This is a genomic window from Sphingomonas ginsenosidimutans (assembly GCF_002374835.1).
Taxonomy (GTDB): domain Bacteria; phylum Pseudomonadota; class Alphaproteobacteria; order Sphingomonadales; family Sphingomonadaceae; genus Sphingomonas; species Sphingomonas ginsenosidimutans.
Genome location: NZ_NWVD01000001.1, coordinates 966023 through 987857 on the forward strand (window position 1 = coordinate 966023; position 21835 = coordinate 987857).

At 67.6% G+C, this 21835-nt stretch carries 26 protein-coding genes; 25 read left to right on the top strand and 1 reads right to left on the bottom strand.

Translation table 11 applies throughout. The annotated features are described in order from the left end of the window. Positions 1 to 78: 78 nt before the first annotated feature. The 3 genes from gap to COA17_RS04535 all read left to right on the top strand — a co-directional run bounded on the left by gap (position 79) and on the right by COA17_RS04535 (position 2826). The gene (gap, locus tag COA17_RS04525) at positions 79 to 1080 is read left to right on the top strand and encodes a type I glyceraldehyde-3-phosphate dehydrogenase (RefSeq protein WP_066489138.1); all 1002 of its coding nucleotides are present in this window, start codon (positions 79 to 81) and stop codon (positions 1078 to 1080) included. Between the two features lie 97 nt (positions 1081 to 1177). Continuing rightward, positions 1178 to 1636 (top strand): MOSC domain-containing protein, encoded by a 459-nt coding sequence (locus COA17_RS04530; RefSeq protein WP_066489140.1) that lies wholly within the window; start codon positions 1178 to 1180, stop codon positions 1634 to 1636. Continuing rightward, positions 1633 to 2826, top strand: coding sequence for a phosphoglycerate kinase (locus COA17_RS04535; protein ID WP_066489143.1), 1194 nt, complete (start codon positions 1633 to 1635; stop codon positions 2824 to 2826). The genes COA17_RS04530 and COA17_RS04535 overlap by 4 nt, the downstream gene beginning before the upstream one ends. Before the next feature lie 18 nt (positions 2827 to 2844). On the opposite strand, the gene COA17_RS04540 is transcribed toward COA17_RS04535, so the two are convergent. Further along, positions 2845 to 3369 carry a TlpA family protein disulfide reductase gene (locus COA17_RS04540; RefSeq protein ID WP_096610382.1) on the bottom strand — a complete coding sequence of 175 codons (525 nt, stop codon included), beginning with the start codon at positions 3367 to 3369 and terminating at the stop codon, positions 2845 to 2847. A 109-nt stretch (positions 3370 to 3478) separates the two neighbouring features. Between COA17_RS04540 and COA17_RS04545 the strand changes: the two genes are divergently transcribed. From COA17_RS04545 to nuoL, 22 genes are all read left to right on the top strand, one after another. Next, positions 3479 to 3718, top strand: coding sequence for a ribbon-helix-helix protein, CopG family (locus tag COA17_RS04545; protein ID WP_066486708.1), 240 nt, complete (start codon positions 3479 to 3481; stop codon positions 3716 to 3718). After that, positions 3709 to 4092, top strand: a complete 384-nt coding sequence (locus COA17_RS04550; RefSeq protein ID WP_245857413.1) for a type II toxin-antitoxin system PemK/MazF family toxin — start codon at positions 3709 to 3711, stop codon at positions 4090 to 4092. The genes COA17_RS04545 and COA17_RS04550 overlap by 10 nt, the downstream gene beginning before the upstream one ends. Before the next feature lie 21 nt (positions 4093 to 4113). Continuing rightward, complete coding sequence (locus COA17_RS04555; protein WP_066486710.1) at positions 4114 to 5022, top strand: class I fructose-bisphosphate aldolase; 909 nt, start codon at positions 4114 to 4116, stop codon at positions 5020 to 5022. 76 nt (positions 5023 to 5098) lie between these two features. Further along, positions 5099 to 5584, top strand: a complete 486-nt coding sequence (locus COA17_RS04560) for a hypothetical protein (RefSeq protein WP_066486713.1) — start codon at positions 5099 to 5101, stop codon at positions 5582 to 5584. Continuing rightward, positions 5581 to 6270, top strand: a complete 690-nt coding sequence (thiE, locus tag COA17_RS04565) for a thiamine phosphate synthase (RefSeq protein ID WP_096610384.1) — start codon at positions 5581 to 5583, stop codon at positions 6268 to 6270. The genes COA17_RS04560 and thiE overlap by 4 nt, the downstream gene beginning before the upstream one ends. A 61-nt stretch (positions 6271 to 6331) precedes the next feature. After that, a complete protein-coding gene (locus COA17_RS04570; RefSeq protein ID WP_066486717.1) occupies positions 6332 to 7330 on the top strand; it encodes a L,D-transpeptidase family protein in 999 nt (332 codons plus the stop codon). 1 nt (position 7331) lies between these two features. After that, positions 7332 to 7916, top strand: a complete 585-nt coding sequence (locus tag COA17_RS04575; protein WP_096610386.1) for a M23 family metallopeptidase — start codon at positions 7332 to 7334, stop codon at positions 7914 to 7916. Between the two features lie 66 nt (positions 7917 to 7982). Next, positions 7983 to 8546 (top strand): elongation factor P, encoded by a 564-nt coding sequence (gene efp, locus COA17_RS04580; protein ID WP_066486720.1) that lies wholly within the window; start codon positions 7983 to 7985, stop codon positions 8544 to 8546. A 229-nt stretch (positions 8547 to 8775) separates the two neighbouring features. Continuing rightward, positions 8776 to 9588, top strand: coding sequence for an inositol monophosphatase family protein (locus COA17_RS04585; RefSeq protein WP_066486721.1), 813 nt, complete (start codon positions 8776 to 8778; stop codon positions 9586 to 9588). 141 nt (positions 9589 to 9729) lie between these two features. After that, complete coding sequence (ndhC, locus tag COA17_RS04590; protein WP_066486723.1) at positions 9730 to 10104, top strand: NADH-quinone oxidoreductase subunit A; 375 nt, start codon at positions 9730 to 9732, stop codon at positions 10102 to 10104. Continuing rightward, a complete protein-coding gene (locus COA17_RS04595; RefSeq protein ID WP_066486725.1) occupies positions 10095 to 10640 on the top strand; it encodes a NuoB/complex I 20 kDa subunit family protein in 546 nt (181 codons plus the stop codon). The genes ndhC and COA17_RS04595 overlap by 10 nt, the downstream gene beginning before the upstream one ends. Continuing rightward, complete coding sequence (locus tag COA17_RS04600) at positions 10637 to 11485, top strand: NADH-quinone oxidoreductase subunit C (RefSeq protein WP_066486727.1); 849 nt, start codon at positions 10637 to 10639, stop codon at positions 11483 to 11485. The genes COA17_RS04595 and COA17_RS04600 overlap by 4 nt, the downstream gene beginning before the upstream one ends. After that, complete coding sequence (locus tag COA17_RS04605) at positions 11482 to 12750, top strand: NADH-quinone oxidoreductase subunit D (RefSeq protein WP_066486728.1); 1269 nt, start codon at positions 11482 to 11484, stop codon at positions 12748 to 12750. Before COA17_RS04600 ends, COA17_RS04605 begins: the two co-directional genes overlap by 4 nt. A 41-nt stretch (positions 12751 to 12791) precedes the next feature. Then, positions 12792 to 13097: a nuclear transport factor 2 family protein gene (locus COA17_RS04610; protein WP_096610833.1), complete on the top strand. Its 306-nt coding sequence runs from the start codon at positions 12792 to 12794 to the stop codon at positions 13095 to 13097. Beyond that, positions 13097 to 13792, top strand: a complete 696-nt coding sequence (locus tag COA17_RS04615) for a complex I 24 kDa subunit family protein (protein ID WP_096610388.1) — start codon at positions 13097 to 13099, stop codon at positions 13790 to 13792. The genes COA17_RS04610 and COA17_RS04615 overlap by 1 nt, the downstream gene beginning before the upstream one ends. Continuing rightward, positions 13789 to 15093 (top strand): NADH-quinone oxidoreductase subunit NuoF, encoded by a 1305-nt coding sequence (gene nuoF / locus COA17_RS04620; protein ID WP_096610390.1) that lies wholly within the window; start codon positions 13789 to 13791, stop codon positions 15091 to 15093. Before COA17_RS04615 ends, nuoF begins: the two co-directional genes overlap by 4 nt. Further along, positions 15093 to 17087, top strand: coding sequence for an NADH-quinone oxidoreductase subunit NuoG (gene nuoG, locus COA17_RS04625; RefSeq protein ID WP_096610392.1), 1995 nt, complete (start codon positions 15093 to 15095; stop codon positions 17085 to 17087). Before nuoF ends, nuoG begins: the two co-directional genes overlap by 1 nt. Beyond that, a complete protein-coding gene (nuoH, locus tag COA17_RS04630) occupies positions 17084 to 18130 on the top strand; it encodes an NADH-quinone oxidoreductase subunit NuoH (protein WP_066486739.1) in 1047 nt (348 codons plus the stop codon). The genes nuoG and nuoH overlap by 4 nt, the downstream gene beginning before the upstream one ends. 1 nt (position 18131) lies before the next feature. Further along, positions 18132 to 18617, top strand: coding sequence for an NADH-quinone oxidoreductase subunit NuoI (nuoI, locus tag COA17_RS04635; protein ID WP_096610394.1), 486 nt, complete (start codon positions 18132 to 18134; stop codon positions 18615 to 18617). Positions 18618 to 18750: 133 nt separating this feature from the next. Continuing rightward, positions 18751 to 19362 (top strand): NADH-quinone oxidoreductase subunit J, encoded by a 612-nt coding sequence (locus tag COA17_RS04640; RefSeq protein ID WP_066486763.1) that lies wholly within the window; start codon positions 18751 to 18753, stop codon positions 19360 to 19362. Beyond that, positions 19359 to 19673: an NADH-quinone oxidoreductase subunit NuoK gene (gene nuoK / locus COA17_RS04645; RefSeq protein ID WP_082740649.1), complete on the top strand. Its 315-nt coding sequence runs from the start codon at positions 19359 to 19361 to the stop codon at positions 19671 to 19673. Before COA17_RS04640 ends, nuoK begins: the two co-directional genes overlap by 4 nt. 7 nt (positions 19674 to 19680) lie before the next feature. Beyond that, complete coding sequence (gene nuoL, locus COA17_RS04650) at positions 19681 to 21828, top strand: NADH-quinone oxidoreductase subunit L (RefSeq protein ID WP_096610396.1); 2148 nt, start codon at positions 19681 to 19683, stop codon at positions 21826 to 21828. The last annotated feature ends 7 nt before the right edge of the window (positions 21829 to 21835 follow it).

Genomic DNA, 21835 nt, shown 5'->3' on the forward strand with positions numbered 1-21835 from the left:
GCGCCGCGGCGGTTGACGGACGCGCCCGCGCCTGCGCAAAGACCCGCCGTTCACCGAATATCGGGCGAGGGAGGCATCATGACGAAGGTAGCGATCAACGGCTTCGGACGTATCGGCCGGCTGGTGGCGCGCGCACTGCTGGAGCGCGGCAGCGAGCTGGAACTGGTGGCGATCAACGACCTTGCCGATACCAAGTCGAACGCCTGGCTGTTCAGCCGCGACAGCGTCCACGGCAAATATGCCGGCACCGTCGAGGCGGACGGGCAGGACATGGTGATCGACGGCAAGCGCATCCGCGTCACCGCCGAGCGCGATCCGGCCAACCTGCCGCACAAGGAACTGGGCGTCGATCTGGTGCTGGAATGCACCGGCTTCTTCACCGACCGCGCCAGCGCGCAGAAGCATATCGACGCGGGCGCGAAGAAGGTGCTGATCTCCGCCCCGGCCAAGGGCGTCGACCTGACCGTCGTCTATGGCGTCAACCACGACAAGCTGGAGGCCGGGCACACGATCGTGTCGAACGCATCGTGCACCACCAACTGCCTGGCGCCGGTGGCCAAGGTGCTGAACGATGCGATCGGCATCGAGCGCGGGCTGATGACCACCATCCACGCCTATACCAACGACCAGAAGATCCTGGACCAGATCCATCCCGACCTGCGCCGGGCGCGCGCCGCGGCGATGAGCATGATCCCGACCACCACCGGCGCCGCGCGCGCGGTGGGCGAAGTGCTGCCCGAGCTGAAGGGCAAGCTGGACGGTTCGGCGGTACGCGTGCCGACCCCGGACGGCAGCCTGATCGACCTGACCTTCACCCCCAAGCGCGACACTACTCGCGACGAGGTCAACGCGCTGCTGAAGGCGGCCGCGGAAGGGCCGATGAAGGGCGTGCTGGACTATTCGGACGAACCGCTGGTGTCGATCGACATCGTCCACACGCCGGTATCCTCGACGGTCGACAGCCTGGAGACCGCGGTGCTGGACGGCAAGCTGGTGCGCGTCGTCAGCTGGTACGACAACGAATGGGGCTTCTCCAACCGGATGGTCGATACCGCGACGGCGATGGCGAAGCTGGGGTGATGAGCGCGCCCGACACGTCACCCCGGCGGAAGCCGGGGTCTCCCTGTAACGGGGAGATGCCGGCTTTCGCTGGCATGACGTTGTGGCGGGATAGCCGATGACCGGCCGCTTGCTGGGCATCGCGCGCCACGCCCGGTCGCGCGCACCGATGGAGCTGGTGGAGCGCGTCGAGGTGACGCGCGACGGCGGGATCCACGGCGATTTCCGCGGCGCGATGCGCGGCAAGCCCTACCGGCGGCAGGTGACGCTGATCGAGCGCGGCGACTGGGAGGGGGCGATGGCCGAGGTGGGCCATCGCATCGGCTGGCAGGAACGGCGCGCCAACCTGCTGGTCGACGGCATCGACCTGCCCAGGGTGCCGGGCGTGCGGCTGCGGATCGGCGCCGACGTGGTGCTGGAGATCACCCGCGAATGCGATCCGTGCGAGCGGATGGAGGCGTTGGCCGATGGCTTGCGCGCGGCGTTGACCCCCGATTGGCGCGGCGGCGCGTGCGCGATGGTGGTCGAGGGCGGATGGATCGCGCTCGACGATGCAATCAGGATCGAGGAATCATGACCAAGTCGTTCCGAACGCTGGATGATATCGGCGACGTCCAGGGCCGCCGCGTGCTGGTGCGCGAGGATTTGAACGTGCCGCTGGCCGATGGCCGCGTCACCGACGACACGCGGCTGCGCGCCACCGTCGCGACCGTCGCCGAACTGGCCGACCAGGGCGCGATCGTGCTGGTGCTGGCGCATTTCGGCCGGCCCAAGGGCGTGCCGAGTGCCGAGCTGTCGCTGGCGCAGATCGTCAAGCCGTATGAAGCGGTACTGGGCCGCCCGGTCCGCTACGTCGACTGGGAAGGCGCGGCGGACGCGGTGGCGACGATGCAGCCGGGCGATATCGGCGTGCTGGAGAACACGCGCTTCTTCGGCGGCGAGGAGAAGAACGATCCGGCGGTGGTCGCGCGCTTCGCGGCGCTGGGCGAGCTGTACGTCAACGACGCCTTTTCCGCCGCGCACCGCGCACATGCCTCGACCGAGGGACTGGCGCACGCGCTGCCCGCGTTCGCCGGGCGCGCGATGGAGGCGGAGCTGGACGCGCTGGAAAAGGCGCTGGGCAAGCCCGAGCATCCGGTCGCCGCGGTGGTCGGCGGGGCAAAGGTGTCGACCAAGCTGGACGTGCTCAAGCATCTGGTGGCGAAGGTTGATCACCTGATCATCGGCGGCGGCATGGCCAACACCTTCCTGGCGGCGCGCGGAGTCGACGTGGGCAAGAGCCTGTGCGAGCACGACCTGACCGGCACCGCCGAGGAGATCCTGGACGCCGCGGACAAGGCCGGCTGCACCGTGCATTTGCCCTATGACGTGGTGGTCGCGAAGGAATTCAGGGCGAACCCGCCGACGCGCACCGTCAACGTGCACGAAGTGGCGGCGGACGAGATGATCCTGGACGTCGGCCCCGCCGCGGTCGAGGCGCTGGGCGACGTGCTCAAGACGTGCCGGACGCTGGTGTGGAACGGCCCGCTGGGCGCGTTCGAGACCGCGCCGTTCGACACCGCCACGGTGGCGCTGGCGCGGACCGCCGCGGCGCTGACCAAGGAAGGCAGCCTGGTGTCGGTGGCGGGCGGCGGCGACACGGTTGCGGCGCTGAACCACGCGGGTGCGGGCGAATCGTTCACCTTCGTATCGACCGCGGGCGGCGCGTTCCTGGAATGGATGGAAGGGCGCGAGCTGCCCGGCGTCGCGGCATTGTTGCGCGACTGAGCCGCCTGCGTGCCCGCGCTATGCCGCCGGCGCGGCGGGCGCGGGCGCCGGTTCGTTCAGCAGCGGGACGATGACGCGGTTGAGATCGTCGAGCGTGAAGGCGCCCGCCCGCGCGTAACGGACGCGTCCTGCACGATCGATGACGTAGTTCGTCGGCAGGCCGGTGATGTCGCGATACGGCCCGGTCATCCGGCGCACCGGCGTGATGTGGAGCGCGGCGAACAGCGGCTTCATCTTCGACAGCGGCAGCGAATCATCGGTCATCGCGGCGAACACGCGCAGGCCGTGGCGCTGTTGCAGCGCGTAATAGGCGTCGAGCAGCGGCAGTTCCTGACGGCACGGCGCGCACCAGGTCGCCCAGTAATTGAGGATCACCACCTGTCCGCGCAGGTGGTCGGACGTGATCTTCGTGCCGTCGATCGTCGTCAGCGTGAAGGGCGGTGCGGCCTGCCCGACCGCCGGCGGGCGCGCGACCGCCGGGCCGAGGGCGATGCCCGCCGCGAACAATGCGGCCGCCGGAAGCAGGCGCGTGCGAATCGTCATGACGTCAGTCCCCCCGCCGCGAAGCGTGCGATGACGGGACGGCCCATGTCAAAAGCCGGTTGCGTCGTTCCGGCCAAGCCTCTACGTTAAACGCGTTAAACGGAGAAGCATGTTGCTGGGCGTCAGGCTCGATACCGAACTGGAGGAACGGCTGGCCGCGGTCGCACGCACGCAGGGGCGCAGCAAGAGCGACATCGCACGCGAAGCCGTGCGCCGCTACGTCGAGCTGCACGACGAGGCGTTCCGGCGCGAGGCACGGCGCCAGTCGACGCGCGCGTCGCGGCGCGACACCGCGGGCGACTATGCGTTCTGGGAACGTGCCGAATCGGAGGATGCGGCGTGGCGGTGACGGAGGTGGCGGACGCTGCCGTGACGGCCACCGGCAGCGGCCCGGTGATCCAGCATGGCGCGATCGTGATGGTCGATGCGCCGGAGGGGATCGACGGCACGCCGCGCGCCTGCGTGGTGGTGCAGGCCGATCTGTTCAACGAAACCCATGCGACGGTCACCGTATGCCCGCTGACGACGGTGGTGGGGGGCGAGGCGCTGTTCCGCGTTGCCATCTCTCCGCAGGAACATACCGGGCTGCCGGTGGAGTGCGAGGTGCAGGTGGATCGCATCACCAGCATCCGCCGTCATCGCATCGTCAAGGTCATCGGCCATGCCTCCGCCACCCGCATGGAGCAGGTGGATCAGGCATTGCGCCGCTGGTTAGCTTTGTAATCAAACAGATAGGGAATAAACATGACGCCGATCGTCAAGTCGATTCTGGACAAATACGAAGCCACCAGCCCGGCGGTGAAAGCCAATCTGGCGCGCATCCTGATGCAGGGGAAGCTGGGCGGCACGGGCAAGCTCATCATCCTGCCGGTCGACCAGGGGTTCGAGCACGGCCCGGCGCGCAGCTTCGCGGTCAATCCGCCGGCCTATGACCCGCACTATCACTATCAGCTGGCGATCGACGCCGGCCTGTCGGCCTATGCGGCGCCGCTGGGGATGCTGGAGGCGGGCGCCGACACGTTCGCGGGGCAGATCCCGACGATCCTGAAGGTCAACAGCTCGAACAGCTGGGCGACGCAGATCGCGCAGGCGCAGACCGGCAGCGTCGAGGACGCGCTGCGGCTGGGCTGCGCCGCGATCGGCTTCACCATCTATCCCGGGTCGGACGATATCTTCGCCGCGATGGAGCAGATCCGCGCGCTGCGCGAGGAAGCCGCCGCGGCCGGGCTGGCCACCGTGATCTGGAGCTATCCGCGCGGCGGCAAGCTGAGCAAGGATGGCGAACTGGCGCTCGACGTCGGCGCCTATGCCGCGCACATGGCCGCGCTGCTGGGCGCACACATCATCAAGGTGAAGCTGCCGAGCGCGCATATCGAGCAGAAGGACGCGCAGAAGAGCTACGAGGGCACCGACTGGTCGAAGCAGTCCGACCGCGTGCGCCATGTCGTCCAGTCGAGCTTCGCGGGGCGGCGGATCGTGGTGTTCTCGGGCGGGGCGGCCAAGGGTGCCGACGCGGTGTACCAGGACGCGCGCGACATCCGCGACGGCGGGGGCAACGGCTCGATCATCGGCCGCAACACCTTCCAGCGCGAGCGTGGCGAGGCGCTCGCGATGCTCGACAAGCTGGTGTCGATCTACAAGGGCGAGGAATAAGCCGCCCGCCAGCGGCGCGGCAGGTCATCGCGCGGGGTGCTTTGTCGCGCCGCGCGATCCGCGCTACGCTTCTCGGATGAGCGGGCGGGCGGACCATGGCAGCTTTTCCAGCCGACGGGGCATCGCGCCGATGCTGTGGGCGCTGCTGGTGCTGTGCGCGATCGAGGCGGCGGTGACGCATCTGTTGCTGGCGTGGTGGTGGCCGCGCGTGGCGGCGGTGCTGTCGCTGGCGTCGGCGGGCATGCTGATCTGGGCGGTGCGCGGGGTGGCCGGCATGACGACCCGGCCGAGCACCGTTGACGATCATGGCGTGACGCTGCGGACCGGCCGGCTGGTCGCCGTCACGATCCCGTGGCGGCAGATCGGCGGCGTGCGCTGTGACGAGGTGCCGCGCCGTCAGCCGGGGACGCTGAACCTGGCGCTGGTGGCGCAGGCGAATGTCGTCATCGATTGCACGCCACCGCTGCGCCGCGGGCGGCGGCAGTACGATCGGGTCGCGCATCGGCTGGACGACGCGGCGGCTTTCGTCGCGGCGCTGAAGCGGCTAGGCGCGGGGGCATGATCGACGATCCCCTCGGCCCCCTCGACCCCGATTTCGCCGTTTCTTTCAAACGCGACGATCGTCGCCCGCCGTGCCAGCTGTATGTGGTCTCGCCGCTCGATGTGAGCGGCGGCTTCCCCGACCGGCTCGCCCGCGCGCTGGATGCCGGGCCGGTCGCGGCGTTCCAGTTCCGCGTCAAGGACCTGGACCAGCATAGCGCGGCGCGGCTGGCCGAGCCGCTCCAGCGCATCTGCGCCGACCGTGAGGTGGCGTTCATCGTCAACGACAGCGTCAGCCTGGCCAAAAGGCTGGGCGCGGACGGCGTCCACCTGGGGCAGGACGACGGCGATGCGCGCGAGGCGCGCGGGGTGCTGGGGCCGGAGGTGCAGATCGGCGTCACCTGTCACGACAGCCGCCACCTGGCGATGGAAGCGGGCGAGGCGGGCGCGGATTATGTCGCGTTCGGCGCCTTCTATTCCACCACCACCAAGGCGGTGCAGCATCGCCCGGAACCGGTGATCCTGTCGTGGTGGAGCGCGCTGTTCGAACTGCCGAGCGTCGCGATCGGCGGGATCACGCCGGGCAATGCCGCGCCGCTGGTCGCGGCGGGGGCGGACTTCATCGCGGCCAGCCATGCGATCTGGGGCGGCGACGAAGCCGCGGCGGTCAAGGCGTTCGCGGCGGTGCTGGAGGGCCGGGCGACGTAATCGCGACGGACCCGGATGCGTCCAACTGCGTTGTTTCGGCACCGAAATACGAGAGGTGCCCGTGAAGCGTATCGTCGCCGCCGCCCTGATCCTTGCCACCGCGCCCGTCGCGGCGCAGACCGGACGCTCCCCCGCCGGCGCGTCGCTCGACCCCGCGGTGCTGCGAATGCAGGTGGTGCTCGACAAACTGGGGTTCGGCCCCGGCATCCTCGACGGGCGCGGGGGCACGTCGCTGACCAACGCGATCAAGGGGTTTCAGGAAAGCCGCGGGCTGCGTGTCACCGGCACGCCGGATGCCGCGACGCTGGCGGCGCTGCGCCCTTATGCCGGGGTGCGCCCGACGATCGAGGTGACGCTGGACCGTGACGGGATGCGCGGCCCTTACGTGCCCGTCATCCCCAAGGACTATGCCGAGCAGGCCAAGCTGCCGTCGATGGCGTACCGCCGCCCGCTGGAAAAGCTGGCCGAACGGTTCCACACCACGCCGCAGGTGCTGGCGGAGCTCAATCCCGGCGTGACGACCATCGCGCCGGGGACGAAGATCACCGTGCCCAATACCTTCCCGACCTCGCGCGCCTATCCGGCGGACGCGACGCCGGCGTGGCGCGCGACGCTCGCGTCGCTCAACGTCGAGGCGAAGGTGCCGCAGGCAGCGAAGATCGTCGTCGACAAGTCCGACGGCGTTTTGCGCGTGCTGGACGGGCAGGGGCGGCTGATCGGGCAATATACCGCGACGATCGGATCGTCGCGCGACCCGCTGCCGCTGGGCAACTGGAAGGTGCTGCACGTTTCGCCCAATCCCGACTGGAAGATGAATCCGAAGATCCTGAAGGGCGTCAGCGACGACAAGCAGGCGCAGATCATCCCGCCGGGGCCGAACAACCCGGTCGGCGTGGTGTGGATCGACCTGAGCAAGGAGCATTACGGCATCCACGGCACCAGCGAGCCGCAGCAGATCGGCCGCGCGCAGTCGAACGGCTGCGTCCGGCTGACCAACTGGGACGCCGCGCGGGTGGCGTTGATGGTGAAGGGCGGGACGCCGGTGCTGTTCCAGGCGTGACATGACGCGGCTGGGCTGGTCGATCCTGGCGCTGATCGTGCTGGCGGCGGCGGGCTTTGCCAGCCTGTTGTCGTTCGGGCGCGCGCCGGTGGTGGCGCCGGCGCCGGTCGCGAGCGAGCCTGCGGCGGCGGCGACGGATGGCGGGCGGCTGCTCGTCCCCGTCGCGGGCATCGCGCGCGACCATCTGACCGACAGCTGGGGGCAGGACCGCGGCGGCGGCGCGCGCGCGCACCATGCCATCGACATCATGGCGCCGGTCGGCACGCCGGTACGCGCCGCGGCGGCGGGGCGGATCGAGAAACTATTCGACAGCCGCGACGGCGGGCTGACGATCTACCAGCGCAGCGCGGATGGCGGCACCGTCTATTACTACGCGCACCTGTCGGGATACCGCCGCGGGCTGGCGGAGGGTCAGGCGGTGCGCGCGGGCGAGCCGATCGCGGCGGTCGGCGCCACCGGCAATGCCGATCCGGGCGCGCCGCACCTGCATTTCTCGATCAAGCGGATGCAGCCGGGCGAGCGGTGGTGGCAGGGGCAGGAGGTGAACCCCTATCCGCTGCTTGCCGGATCGCGCGGCCTTCGCTAGATCGCCGCCACCCGGCCGCCGGGCGTCCCCCCGCGCGGTCCAGCTCTTTTCCATAGGCGAAGCCCCATGAAGATCAGCGGCGTGGACATCCGTCCCGGCAACATCATCGAATACGAAGGCGGCATCTGGCGCGCGGTCAAGATCCAGCACACCCAGCCCGGCAAGGGCGGCGCGTACATGCAGGTCGAGCTGAAGAACCTGCGCGACGGCCGCAAGAACAATGTCCGCTTCCGCTCCGCCGAGACGGTCGAGCGCGTCCGGCTGGACACCAAGGATTTCCAGTTCCTGTTCGCCGAGGGCGACAGCCTGGTCTTCATGGACAAGGAAACCTATGACCAGGTGACGCTGCCGCGCGACCTGCTGGGCGATGCCGCCGCCTTCCTGCAGGACGGGATGGACGTGGTGATGGAACTCTATGACGAGGAAGCCATCAGCGTGCAGCTGCCCGACACGATCGAGGCGACGATCGTCGAGGCCGATGCGGTGGTGAAGGGGCAGACCGCCTCGTCCAGCTACAAGCCCGCGGTGCTCGACAATGGCGTGCGCGTGATGGTGCCGCCGCATATCGCCAGCGGGACGCGGATCGTCGTCGACGTGTACGAACAGACCTACGTCCGCCGCGCGGACTGAGGCCGGGCGGACGAGTCAGATAGCGGCGCTATCTGTCCGATCCGCCGGCCCGGCCAGCGCGCGTGGCGCGACTGACGGCGCGGGCTTTGCCCGCGGCGGGCGTGGATATAAGCTTGCTCCTCCACGGAAGAGCGAATGAAGTAGATGTCGTCTGCGGGGCGGGTATGCCGTCGACGACTGCCCCTCTCCCCGACCCTCTCCCCGCTGGGGAGAGGGAGAAGGAATTGATATGCCATCCCATTCCGGCCTGTTCACCGTCATCGAACGCGCGGCGCGCAAGGCCGCGCCGCGCCTGCGCCGCGACTTCAACGAGGTCCAGAACCTCCAAGTCAGCCGCAAGGGGCCGGCGGACTTCGTCAGCCAGGCCGACCAGCGCGCCGAGCAGACGCTGTACGAGGAACTGTCCAAGGCGCGGCCCGACTGGGGCTTTGTGATGGAGGAGCGCGGCAATGTAGAGGGCGACCCCAGCAAGCCGCGCTTTATCGTCGATCCGCTCGACGGCACGTCGAACTTCCTTCACGGCATCCCGCATTTCTGCATCTCGATCGCGGTCGAGGAGCCGATGCCCAACGGCAAGCGCGAGATCACGACCGCGCTGGTCTACCAGCCGCTGACCGACGAAAGCTTCTGGGCCGAGAAGGGCCGCGGCGCATGGTTGCAGGACCAGCGGCTGCGCGTATCGTCGCGGCGCGAGCCGTCGGAGGCGCTGATCGCCACCGGCATCCCGTTCATGGGGCATGGCGACTTCGCGCAATGGACGCGCATCTTCGGCGCGGTGGCGCCGCAGGTGGCGGGCATCCGCCGGCTGGGCGCGGCGGCGCTGGACCTGGCGTGGGTCGCGGCCGGGCGGTTCGACGGATTCTGGGAAAGCGACCTCAAGATCTGGGACGTCGCGGCGGGAATGCTGCTGGTGAAGGAAGCCGGCGGCTTCGTCACCGATTTCCGCGGCGGCGACCGCGCGATCGAGCGCAACGAATTCCTCGCCGCCAACGACGCGATGCATTCGAAGCTGCACAAGATGGTGGCGCAGGCGTTGCGGTGATCCGCGTGGCCCCGGCGCGCGCCGGGGCCGGCTTCCTGCGATTCATTCTCACGGTTCGCGGCCTTGCCCCTCCACGGGCGGCGTCCTAAAGCGTCCCCGTCCTTTCTCGCATCTGCGAGAGAAGCCACGAGAGAGCCTATAGTGGTCGATCTGTCGCAATATCTTCCGATCCTCCTGTTCCTGGGGGTGGCGCTGGCGCTGTCGTCGGCGTTCGTGTTCCTGCCGATGGCGGTCGCGAAGCTGACCGGTGCGTCGAAGCCGACGCCGGAGAAGCTGGCCGAGTATGAATGCGGCTTCCCCGCATTCGAGGACAGCCGGTCGCAGTTCGACGTGCGATTCTATCTCGTCGCGATCCTGTTCATCATCTTCGATCTGGAAGCGGCGTTCCTGTATCCGTGGGCGGTCAGCGTCTTCACGCTGGGCTGGACCGCGTGGATCAGCATGATGATCTTCATTGCCGAGCTGGCGCTCGGCCTGGTGTATGCGTGGAAGAAGGGAGCGCTGGAATGGGAGTAGAACTGGCCCACCAGCCGTCGGGGCAGGGCGTGATCGCCCCCGACCAGGCGTTCTTCGACGGCCTGAACGGCGAGCTGACCGACAAGGGGTTCCTGGTCACCTCCACCGAGGAGCTGTTCCAGTGGGCGCGCACCGGATCGCTGTGGTGGATGACGTTCGGGCTGGCGTGCTGCGCCGTCGAGATGATCCACGTCAACATGCCGCGCTATGACATGGAGCGGTTCGGCGCCGCGCCGCGCGCGTCGCCGCGCCAGTCGGACGTGATGATCGTCGCGGGCACGCTGTGCAACAAGATGGCGCCCGCGCTGCGCCGCGTGTACGACCAGATGTCCGAGCCGAAATACGTGATCTCGATGGGGTCGTGCGCCAATGGCGGCGGCTATTATCACTATAGCTACAGCGTCGTGCGCGGGTGCGACCGGATCGTGCCGGTCGACATCTACGTCCCCGGCTGCCCGCCGACCGCCGAGGCGCTGTTGTACGGCGTGATGCAGCTGCAGCGGAAGATCCGCCGCGCCGGGAGCATCGAACGGTGAGGGCGCCGGCACCCGCCTGGGCCGCGAGCCTGAACGAGGCGACGATCGAGGCCGCGCGCGGCGCGATCGGCGCGGCGCTGACCGATGCGGTCGAGGTGGCGGGCGAGGTGCAGCTGCACGTGACCCGCGACGGGCTGGTCGCCGCGATGACCGCGCTGCGCGACACGCCGGGACTGGAATATCAGCAGCTGATGGAGATCGCGGGCGTCGACTATCCGGATCGCGCGGAGCGGTTCGAGGTCGTCTATTGCCTGTTGTCGCTGACGCGCAATCACCGCCTGCACGTCCATGTCCCGGCGACCGAGGACGCAGCCGTGCCGTCGGTGACCGGGCTGTGGCCGGTCGCCGGCTGGCTGGAGCGCGAGGTGTACGACATGTTCGGCGTGCTGTTCGCGGGGAACCGCGACCTGCGCCGCATCCTGACCGATTACGGCTTTCGCGGGCATCCGTTCCGCAAGGACTTCCCGCTGACCGGCTATACCGAGCTGCGCTATTCCGAGGAACAGAAGCGCGTCGTGTACGAACCGGTGAAGCTGGCACAGGATTTCCGCACCTTCGACTTCATGAGCCCGTGGGAAGGCGCCGAATATGTGCTGCCGGGCGACGAGAAGGCCAAGCTGCCTGAGGCGAAGGGTGCGCCCTCGCCGGTGACCGCGACCGAGGTGCAGAAGGCCGATGCGGCGCAGGCCGCCAAGGCGGCCCCGGAAGCGCCCAGCCAGCCCTATGCCAAGAAGGATGCGCAGAGCACCGCGCAGACCGGCGCGGGCCGCAGCGAGTCCGAAGGAGCGCCCAAGCCGGCCGACCCCGACGTCGTGCCGACCAAGGGGCAGGGGCAGAACCAATGAGCGAGACGCTGACCCAGAACGAGCACGCGATCGACCCGGCGCTGGCGAAGATCGCGCATGTGACCGACGCCGACCACCCGGAAGCGGGCGACGTCGCGATCCAGAACTATACGATCAACTTCGGTCCGCAGCACCCGGCCGCGCACGGCGTGCTGCGGCTGGTGATGGAGCTGGACGGCGAGATTGTCGAGCGGATCGACCCGCACGTCGGGTTGCTGCACCGCGGCACCGAGAAGCTGATCGAATACAAGACCTATGCGCAGGCGATCCCCTACTTCGACCGCCTCGATTACTGCTCGCCGCTGTGCATGGAGCACAGCTTCGTCCTGGCGATCGAGAAGCTGCTCGACCTGGAGGTGCCCGTCCGCGCGCAATATCTGCGCGTGTTCTTCGCCGAGCTGACGCGCATCTGCAATCACATGCTGAACCTGGGGTCGCATGTGATGGACGTCGGCGCGATGACGCCGAACCTGTGGCTGTTCGAGATCCGCGAGGATTGCATGGGCTTTCTGGAGCGCGCGTCGGGCGCCCGGATGCACCACAATTACCTGCGCCCCGGCGGCGTCCACCAGGACGTGCCGCTGAAGCTGTTGACCGATATCGGCGACTGGCTCGACACGCGACTGCCGCGGCTGTTCGAGGATGCGATCAGCCTGGTCGCGGACAACCGCATCTTCAAACAGCGCAACGTCGATATCGCCACCGTCAGCCGCGAGGATGCGATCGCTTGGGGCTTCTCCGGCCCGATGATCCGCGCGGCGGGCGTGCCGTGGGACCTGCGCAAGTCGCAGCCCTATGACGTCTATGCGAAGATGGACTTCGAGGTGCCGGTGGGCACGCGCGGCGACTGCTACGACCGGTTCATGGTCCGCGTCGAGGAAGTGCGCCAGTCGGCGCGCATCATGCGCCAGTGCCTGAACGAGATGCCGGAAGGGCCGATCGCCTCGCTCGACCGCAAGGTGGTGCCGCCCAAGCGCGCGGAGATGAAAAGCTCGATGGAGGCGCTGATCCATCACTTCAAGCTGTATACCGAGGGCTATCACGTCCCGGCGGGCGAAGTGTATGTCGCGACCGAAAGCCCCAAGGGCGAGTTCGGCGTCTATCTGGTCAGCGACGGCAGCAACAAGCCGTACCGTTGCAAGATCCGCCCGACCGCGTTCAGCCATCTGCAGGCGATGGACTTCATGAGCCGCGGGCATATGCTGGCCGATACCACCGCCATCCTGGGTGCGATGGATATCGTGTTCGGGGAGTGCGACCGGTGAGCGCGGCGGGCAAGGCCGATCGCGTGGCGATCGCGCGCGAGATGATCGCGCATTACAACGCGCAGGACACCGACGCCTATGTCGCGCTGATGACCGAGGATGCGTGCGAGGCAGGCTATCGCGGGGCGGTGCTGCGCGATGGGCGTGAAGGCGTAAGGTCGGGGCTGGCGGCGATGTTCGCGCAATATCCGCAGAACCGCGCCGAGATCGTCGCCGATTATGCGCTGGGCGAGACCGTGCTGCTGCACGAGAAGGTCGAGCGCGCGCCGGGCGGCGAGGCGTTCGAGGTCATGTCCATCTATTCGTTCGAGGGCGACAAGGTGTCGCGCGTGGAGTTCATCCGATAATGGCCGATGCCGCCATCATCCCCGACGAGGCCGAGGTGCGCGCGCGCTGGGGCGCGTTCGCCTGGACCGAGGAAAACGAGCGCAAGGCCAAGGAAGTGCTGTCGCGCTATCCCGCGGGCCGCGAGCAATCCGGGTCGATCCCGCTGCTCGACCTCGCCCAGCGGCAGGTCGGTGCCGAAACGCAGACGCAAGGCTGGCTGCCGGTCCCGGTGATCGAATATGTCGCGCGCTACATCGGCGTGCCGTACATGCGCGTGTACGAGGTCGCGACCTTCTACACGATGTTCAACCTGGCGCCGGTCGGCCGCTATCACGTGCAGGTGTGCGGGACGACGCCGTGCATGCTGCGCGGGTCGGACGACGTGTTCGCGGCGTGCAAGAACAAGGGCCTGATCAAGGGGAAGACCACCCCCGACGGCCTGTTCACGCTGACCGAGGTGGAGTGCATGGGCAATTGCGCCAGCGCCCCGATGGTGCAGGTCAACGACGACAATTACGAGGATCTCGACTACGATCGCACGGTTGCGATCCTGGAGGCGCTGGAGCGCGGCGAGACGCCGAAGCCGGGCACGCAGGAGCCGGGCCGCCACACCGTCGAGCCGAAGGGCGGCGCCACGTCGTTGACCGCGATGGTGACCGAGAACCACGATTATCGCGGCGAATGGGGCAATGCCGCCGGGGGAGTGGGGGCATGAGCCTGCTCGATAGGGACCGCATCTTCACCAACCTGTACGGCTATCAGTCGTGGCGGCTGGACGCGGCGATGGCGCGCGGCGACTGGGACAATACCAAGGCGCTGCTGGAACTGGGCCAGGACGAGATCATCGACGTCATCAAGGCGTCGGGGCTGCGCGGGCGCGGGGGCGCGGGCTTCCCGACCGGCACGAAATGGTCGTTCATGCCCAAGGAGCCCAAGCCGGACCGGCCGAACTTCCTGGTCATCAACGCCGACGAATCCGAGCCGGGTTCGTGCAAGGATCGCGAGATCATCCGCCACGATCCGCACAAGCTGATCGAGGGCGCGCTGGTCGCGGGCTTCGCGATGCGCGCGCGGGCGGCCTATATCTACATTCGCGGTGAATATATCCGCGAGGCCGAGACGTTGTTCGCGGCGGTGGCCGAGGCGTATGACAAGGGGCTGGTGGGCAAGAACGCCTGCGGCTCCGGCTATGACTTCGACGTGTTCGTCCACCGGGGCGCGGGCGCGTACATCTGCGGCGAAGAGACCGCGATGCTCGAAAGCCTGGAGGGCAAGAAGGGCCAGCCGCGGCTGAAGCCGCCGTTCCCGGCCGGCGCCGGCCTGTACGGCTGCCCGACGACGGTCAACAACGTCGAATCGATCGCGGTCGCGCCGACGATCCTGCGGCGCGGCGCGGAATGGTTCGCCAGCTTCGGCGCGGAGAACAACCGCGGCACCAAGCTGTTCCAGATCAGCGGACATGTGAACACGCCGTGCGTGGTCGAGGAAGCGATGAGCATCCCGTTCCGCGAACTGATCGAGAAGCATTGCGGCGGCATCCGCGGCGGGTGGGCCAATCTGCTGGCGGTGATCCCGGGCGGATCGTCGGTGCCGCTGGTGCCCGCGAAGGACATCATCGACGCGCCGATGGATTTCGACGGGCTGAAGGCGGTCGGATCGGGGCTGGGCACCGCGGCGGTGATCGTCATGGACAAGTCGAGCGACGTGGTCCGCGCGATCGCCCGGCTGAGCTACTTCTACAAGCACGAGAGCTGCGGCCAGTGCACGCCGTGCCGCGAGGGCACCGGCTGGATGTGGCGCGTTATGGAGCGGCTGCGCACCGGCGATGCGGACATTTCCGAGATCGATATGCTCCAGCAGGTCACCAAGCAGGTCGAGGGTCATTCGATCTGCGCGCTGGGCGACGCGGCGGCATGGCCGATCCAGGGGCTGATCCGCCATTTCCGCCCGGAACTGGAACGCCGCATCAAGGAACGGGGGGGAGACCTTTCCCCCATGCAGGAAGCTGCCGAATAATGCCCAAGGTCAAAGTCGACGGTATCGAGGTCGAGGTGCCCGCGGGCGCCACCGTGCTTCAGGCGTGCGAGGCCGCTGGGAAGGAAATCCCGCGCTTCTGCTATCACGAGCGGCTGTCGATCGCCGGCAATTGCCGCATGTGCCTGGTGGAGGTGAAGCCCGGGCCGCCCAAGCCGCAGGCGTCGTGCGCGCTGCCGGCGGCGGAGAACCAGGAGATCTTCACCAACACGCCGATGGTGAAGCATGCCCGCGAGGGCATCATGGAATTCCTGCTCATCAACCATCCGCTCGACTGCCCGATCTGCGACCAGGGCGGCGAATGCGACCTGCAGGACCAGTCGGTCGCCTATGGCCGTGGCCATTCGCGCTTCGCCGAGAACAAGCGCGCGGTGACCGAGAAGTACATGGGGCCGATCGTCAAGACGGTCATGACCCGCTGCATCCAGTGCACGCGCTGCATCCGCTTCGCGGAGGAAGTGGCGGGCGTGGAGGAGATCGGCGCGATCTATCGCGGCGAGAACATGCAGATCACCTCCTATCTGGAGGAAGCGGTCACGTCCGAACTGTCGGGCAATGTCGTCGACCTGTGCCCGGTCGGTGCGCTGACCAGTAAGCCCTATGCGTTCGAAGCGCGGCCGTGGGAGCTGAAGAAGACGCTGTCGATCGACGTCATGGACGCGGTGGGCACCAACATCCGCCTCGACAGCCGCGGGCGGCAGGTGTTGCGCTGCGTGCCGCGCGTCAACGACGACGTGAACGAGGAATGGGCCAGCGACAAGACCCGCCACGCGGTCGACGGACTCGTGCGTCGGCGGCTCGACCGGCCCTATGTGCGCCGCAACGGCAAGCTGGTGCCGACGACCTGGGACGAGGCGTTCGCGGCGATCGCGGCGGTCGATCACGCCGGCAGCATCGCGGCGGTCGCGGGCGACCTCGTCGATTGCGAGACGATGTTCGCGGCGAAGGCGCTGCTGAAGGAATTCGGCTCGACGCTGCTCGAAGGGCGGCAGACCGGCATGGACTATGACACGTCCAGCCTGGCGGCGGTGAACTTCAACACCACGATCGCGGGCACCGAGCGCGCCGACGCGATCCTGCTGGTGGGCACCAACCTGCGCTGGGAAGCGCCGCTGGTGAACACGCGCATCCGCAAGGCGATCAAGAAGGGCGCGAAGGTGTTCGCCGTCGGGCCGGAGACGGACCTGACCTACAAGGTCGAGTGGCTGGGCGCCGACCTGTCGGTGCTGGGCGCGCTGCCGGACGCGGTGACCGAGGCGTTCGGCAAGGCCGAGCGGCCGATGGTGATCGTCGGCGGCGGCGCGCTGAAGGGCGCGCATGGCGCGGCGCTGGCGCTGGTCGATACGCTGGGCCTCGTCAAGGAGGACTGGAACGGCTTCAACATCGTCCACATGGCTGCCAGCCGGATGGGCGGGCTGATGCTCGGCTATGCGCAGAAGTCGGGGATTTCCGCGCTGTATGACGCGAAGCTGACGTTCTTCCTGGGCGCGGACGAGTGCGATTTCGGCGCGTTCGGCGGGTTCAAGGTCTATGTCGGCCATCACGGCGACAAGGGCGCGCACCATGCCGACGTGATCCTGCCCGGCGCCAGCTATGCCGAGAAGTCGGGTACCTGGGTCAATCTGGAAGGGCGCGTCCAGCGCGGCGAGCGCGCGGTGTTCCCGCCGGGCGACGCGCGCGAGGACTGGACGATCTTCCGCGCGCTGTCGGAGCGGATGGGCAAGACGCTGGCGTTCGACACGCTGGGCGAATTGCGCGCGGCGATGGCGCTGGACTGCGCCGACCTGGCCGAACCGGGCCTCGTCACCTTCCCGTGGAGCGTGCCGTCGCTGTCGACCACCGCCGAGGGCGTGATGCAGGGCTATCCGATCAAGGACTTCTACCTCACAAACGCGATCTGCCGCGCGTCGCCGACGATGCAGCGGTGTTCGGCGGAACTGATCCATGGTGAGACGTTCGCGGAGGCAGCGGAGTGACCGCGTTCTTCAATACCACCGTCGGGCTGCCCTATGGCTTCGCCTGGTTCCTGGCGACGATCATCGGCATCCTGCTGATCGCGCTGCCGCTGATGCTGGCGGTCGCGATGATCATCTATGCCGATCGCAAGATCTGGGCGGCGATGGCGCTGCGCCGCGGGCCGAACGTGGTCGGCCCGTTCGGGCTGCTCCAGTCGTTCGCGGACGGGCTGAAGGTGTTCCTTCAGGAAACGATCGTCCCGGCCGCGTCGAACAAGGCGCTGTTTCTGCTGGCGCCGATCATCACCTTCACGGTCGCGCTGATCGTGTGGGCGGTGGTGCCGTTCCAGGTCGGCGTCGTGCTGGCCGACATCAACGTCGGGCTGCTGTACGTCCTCGCGGCCTCGTCGCTGGGGGTGTACGGCATCATCCTGGCGGGCTGGGCGTCGAACTCCAAATATCCGTTCTTCTCGGCGATCCGCGCGGCGGCGCAGATGGTCAGCTATGAGGTCGCGATCGGCTTCGTCATCATCTCGGTGGTGATGTGGGCGGGATCGTTCAACCTGACCGCGATCGTCGAGGCGCAGAAGGGGCTGTACGGCTTCGTCAACGGCTTCGGCTTCAACCCGCTGCTGTTCCCGATGGCGGTGGTGTTCCTGATCTCCGCGCTGGCGGAGACGCAGCGCGCGCCGTTCGACCTGACCGAGGCGGAGAGCGAACTGGTCGCGGGGTACCAGACCGAATATTCGTCGATGGCGTTCGCGCTCTACTGGCTGGGCGAATATGCCAACGTGCTGCTGATGTGCGCCCTGAACGCGACGTTGTTCTGGGGCGGATACCTGCCGCCGTTCGACTGGGCGCCGCTGTACGTCGTGCCGGGGATCATCTGGCTGTTCGCGAAGATTCTGTTCTTCTTCTTCGTGTTCTCGTGGATCAAGGCGACGGTGCCGCGCTACCGCTACGACCAGCTGATGCGGCTGGGGTGGAAGGTGTTCCTGCCGCTGTCGCTGTTCTGGGTGTTCCTGGTGTCCGGCGTCCTCATGTTGATGCGCGTGGGAGTGTAAGATGGGTATCGCGCAGACGATCAAGGCGTTCACGCTCTGGGAGTTCGTGAAGGCGCATGCGCTGACGCTGAAGTATTTCTTCAAGCCGAAGGCGACGATTAACTATCCGTTCGAGAAGAACCCGCTGTCCCCGCGTTTCCGCGGCGAACATGCGCTGCGCCGCTATCCGAACGGCGAGGAACGCTGCATCGCGTGCAAGCTGTGCGAGGCGGTGTGCCCGGCGCAGGCGATCACGATCGAGGCCGAGCCGCGCGACGACGGCAGCCGCCGCACGACGCGCTACGACATCGACATGACCAAGTGCATCTATTGCGGCCTGTGCCAGGAAGCGTGTCCGGTCGATGCGATCGTCGAGGGGCCGAACCTGGATTTCGCGACCGAGACGCGTGAGGAGCTGATCTACGACAAGGCCAAGCTGCTCGACAACGGCGACCGCTGGGAAAGCGCGATCGCGGCGAACCTTGCCGCCGACGCGCCGTACCGGTAGGCGCTCGCGTGGGTTCGGGGGCCGACATGATTCTCTCAACTGTCGCCGCAGCGAAAGCTGCGGCCTCGTGCCGCAGGGGCGCATCCTTTTCGCCAAAGACCCCAGCCTGCGCTGGGGTGACGGAGCTGGTTCGGTGATCCAGGCCATCGCCTTCTATCTGTTCGCCGCCGTGGTGCTGATTTCCGGTGCGATGACGATTTCGTCGCGCAACCCGGTGCATTCGGTGCTGTGGCTGATCCTGGCGTTCTTCAACGCCGCCGGCCTGATGGTGCTGGTCGGCGCCGAGTTCATCGCGATGCTGCTGGTGATCGTCTATGTCGGCGCGGTCGCGGTGCTGTTCCTGTTCGTCGTGATGATGCTGGACATCGACTTCGCCGAGCTGCGCGCCGGATTCGTCCGCTATTTCGGGATCGGGCTGGTGCTGGCGGTGGCGCTGGTGTGCGAGATCCTGATCGGCGTGTTCGCGTGGAGCGCCGGCGGGATCGACCTGGCGCGCCGCGCCGCGCCCAGCGAGGCGACGGTGCCGAATATCGTCCAGATCGGCAACCTCTTGTACTCGCGCTACCTGTTCGTGTTCGAGGGTGCCGGTCTGGTGCTGCTGGTCGCGATGATCGGCGCGATCGTGCTGACGCATCGCGAACGGTCGGGCGCGCGCTACCAGAATATCGCGCGGCAGATCGCGCGGCGTCCGCAGGATGCGACACGCAACATGAAGCCCGACGTGGGCCAGGGGGTACAGCTGTGACGGGTGGCGTCGGCCTGATCCATTACCTCGTCGTGGCGGCATTGCTGTTCACGATGGGCGTGCTGGGCATCTTCCTCAACCGCAAGAACATCATCGTCATCCTGATGGCGATCGAGCTGATCCTGCTGGCGGTGAACATCAACCTCGTCGCCTTTTCCGCCGCGTTGCAGGACCTCGTGGGGCAGGTGTTCGCGATGTTCGTGCTGACCGTGGCCGCGGGCGAATCCGCGATCGGCCTGGCCATCATCGTCATCTTCTTCCGCGGCCGCGGCTCGATCTCGGTCGACGATCCCAGCCGGATGAAGGGGTAAGATTTCCGTGACCTCGATCCTCTTCATCGTCTTCCTGCCGCTGGTCGCGGCGATCGTCGCCGGCTTCGCCAACAAGTCGTTCGGCGCGACGCTGCCCAAGGTGGTGACGACCGGCGCGCTGTTCGTATCGTGCGCGCTGTCGTGGCCGGTGTTCATCGGCTTCCTGTCGGGCAGCAGCGAAGCGACCGTGACGCCGGTGCTGCACTTCATGACCTCCGGCACGTTCGACGTGTCCTGGGCGCTGCGCGTCGACGCGCTGACCGCGGTCATGCTGGTGGTCATCACCAGCGTCTCGGCGCTCGTTCACCTCTACAGCTGGGGCTATATGAGCGAGGAGCCGGACCAGCCGCGCTTCTTCGCCTATCTGTCGCTGTTCACCTTCGCGATGCTGATGCTGGTGACCGCGGACAATCTGATCCAGATGTTCTTCGGCTGGGAAGGCGTGGGCCTGGCCAGCTACCTGCTGATCGGTTTCTGGTTCAGGAAGCCGAGCGCCAATGCCGCGGCGATCAAGGCGTTCGTCGTCAACCGCGTCGGCGACCTGGGCTTCATGCTCGGCATCTTCGGCACTTATCTGGTGTTCGACACCGTCTCGATCCCTGCCGTCCTGGCCGCCGCGCCGACGATGGCCGGATCGACGATCGGTTTCCTGTGGTTCCGCGCGGATACGATGACCGTCATCTGCCTGCTGCTGTTCGTCGGGGCGATGGGCAAGTCGGCGCAGCTGGGGCTGCACACCTGGTTGCCCGACGCGATGGAGGGGCCGACCCCGGTGTCGGCGCTGATCCATGCCGCGACGATGGTCACCGCGGGCGTGTTCATGGTGTGTCGCCTGTCGCCGATGTTCGAGATGTCGCCGACCGCGATGGGGTTCATCACCTTCATCGGCGCCGCGACCTGCCTGTTCGCCGCGACCGTCGGCACGACGCAGACCGACATCAAGCGCGTGATCGCCTATTCGACTTGTTCGCAGCTGGGCTATATGTTCTTCGCTGCGGGCGTCGGCGCCTATGGCGCGGCGATGTTCCACCTGTTCACGCATGCCTTCTTCAAGGCGCTGCTGTTCCTGGGTGCCGGCTCCGTCATCCATGCGATGCACCACGAACAGGACATGCGCTATTACGGCGGGCTGCGGAAGGCGATCCCGGTCACCTTCTGGGCGATGCTGCTCGGCACGCTGGCGATCACCGGAGTCGGCATCTACGGCATCGGCGGGTTCGCGGGCTATCATTCGAAGGACGCGATCATCGAGGTGGCCTGGGCGGGCGGCGCGCCGGTGGCGTCGATGGTCGGCGTGTTCGCGGCGCTGCTGACCAGCTTCTACTCGTGGCGGCTGATGTTCCTGACCTTCTGGGGTGAACCGCGCTGGGCGGCGTCGGAGCATATCCAGCATGCGATCCACGACGCGCATGGCCATGGCCACGACGACCACGCGCACGCGCATGACGACCATGCCCATGCGCCTGACGGGCACGCGAACGGCCATGACGACCATGCCGCCGAGGCGCATCACGGCGTCGCGGCGCAGGAAGATGCCGGCCATGCGCCGCACGTCGACGCGCGCGGTTTCAACGAGATGCCGAAGGGTACCGGCGGCTATCACCCGCACGAAAGCCCGCTGGTGATGCTGATCCCGCTGATCCTGCTGTCGGTCGGCGCGGTCGCGGCCGGGTTCGTGTTCCACGGCTTCTTCATCGACCCGGAAACCGCGGGCGGCTTCTGGAAGGGCGCCTTGTTCTTCAACGAGCATCTGATGCACGAGATGCACGAGGTGCCGCTGTTCGTGAAACTGTCGGCGACGGTGGTGATGCTGACCGGGCTGCTGATCGCCTGGGCCGCGTACATCCGCTCGCCGTCGTTCCCGGCGAAGTTCGCGGACACGTTCCAGCCGATCTACCAGTTCCTGCTGCGCAAATGGTATTTCGACGAGCTGTACAATTTCCTGTTCGTCCGCCCCGCCTTCGCGATCGGCCGCGTGCTGTGGCACCGCGGGGACGAAGGGACGATCGACCGCTTCGGGCCGAACGGATCGGCCTGGGTGGTGCAACTGGGCAGCCGGGTCGCCGGCCGCCTGCAAACCGGATATGTCTATACCTATGCCTTCGTCATGCTGATCGGGCTTACCGCCGCGATCACCTGGGCGATCGCGGGCTGAGGGGGTC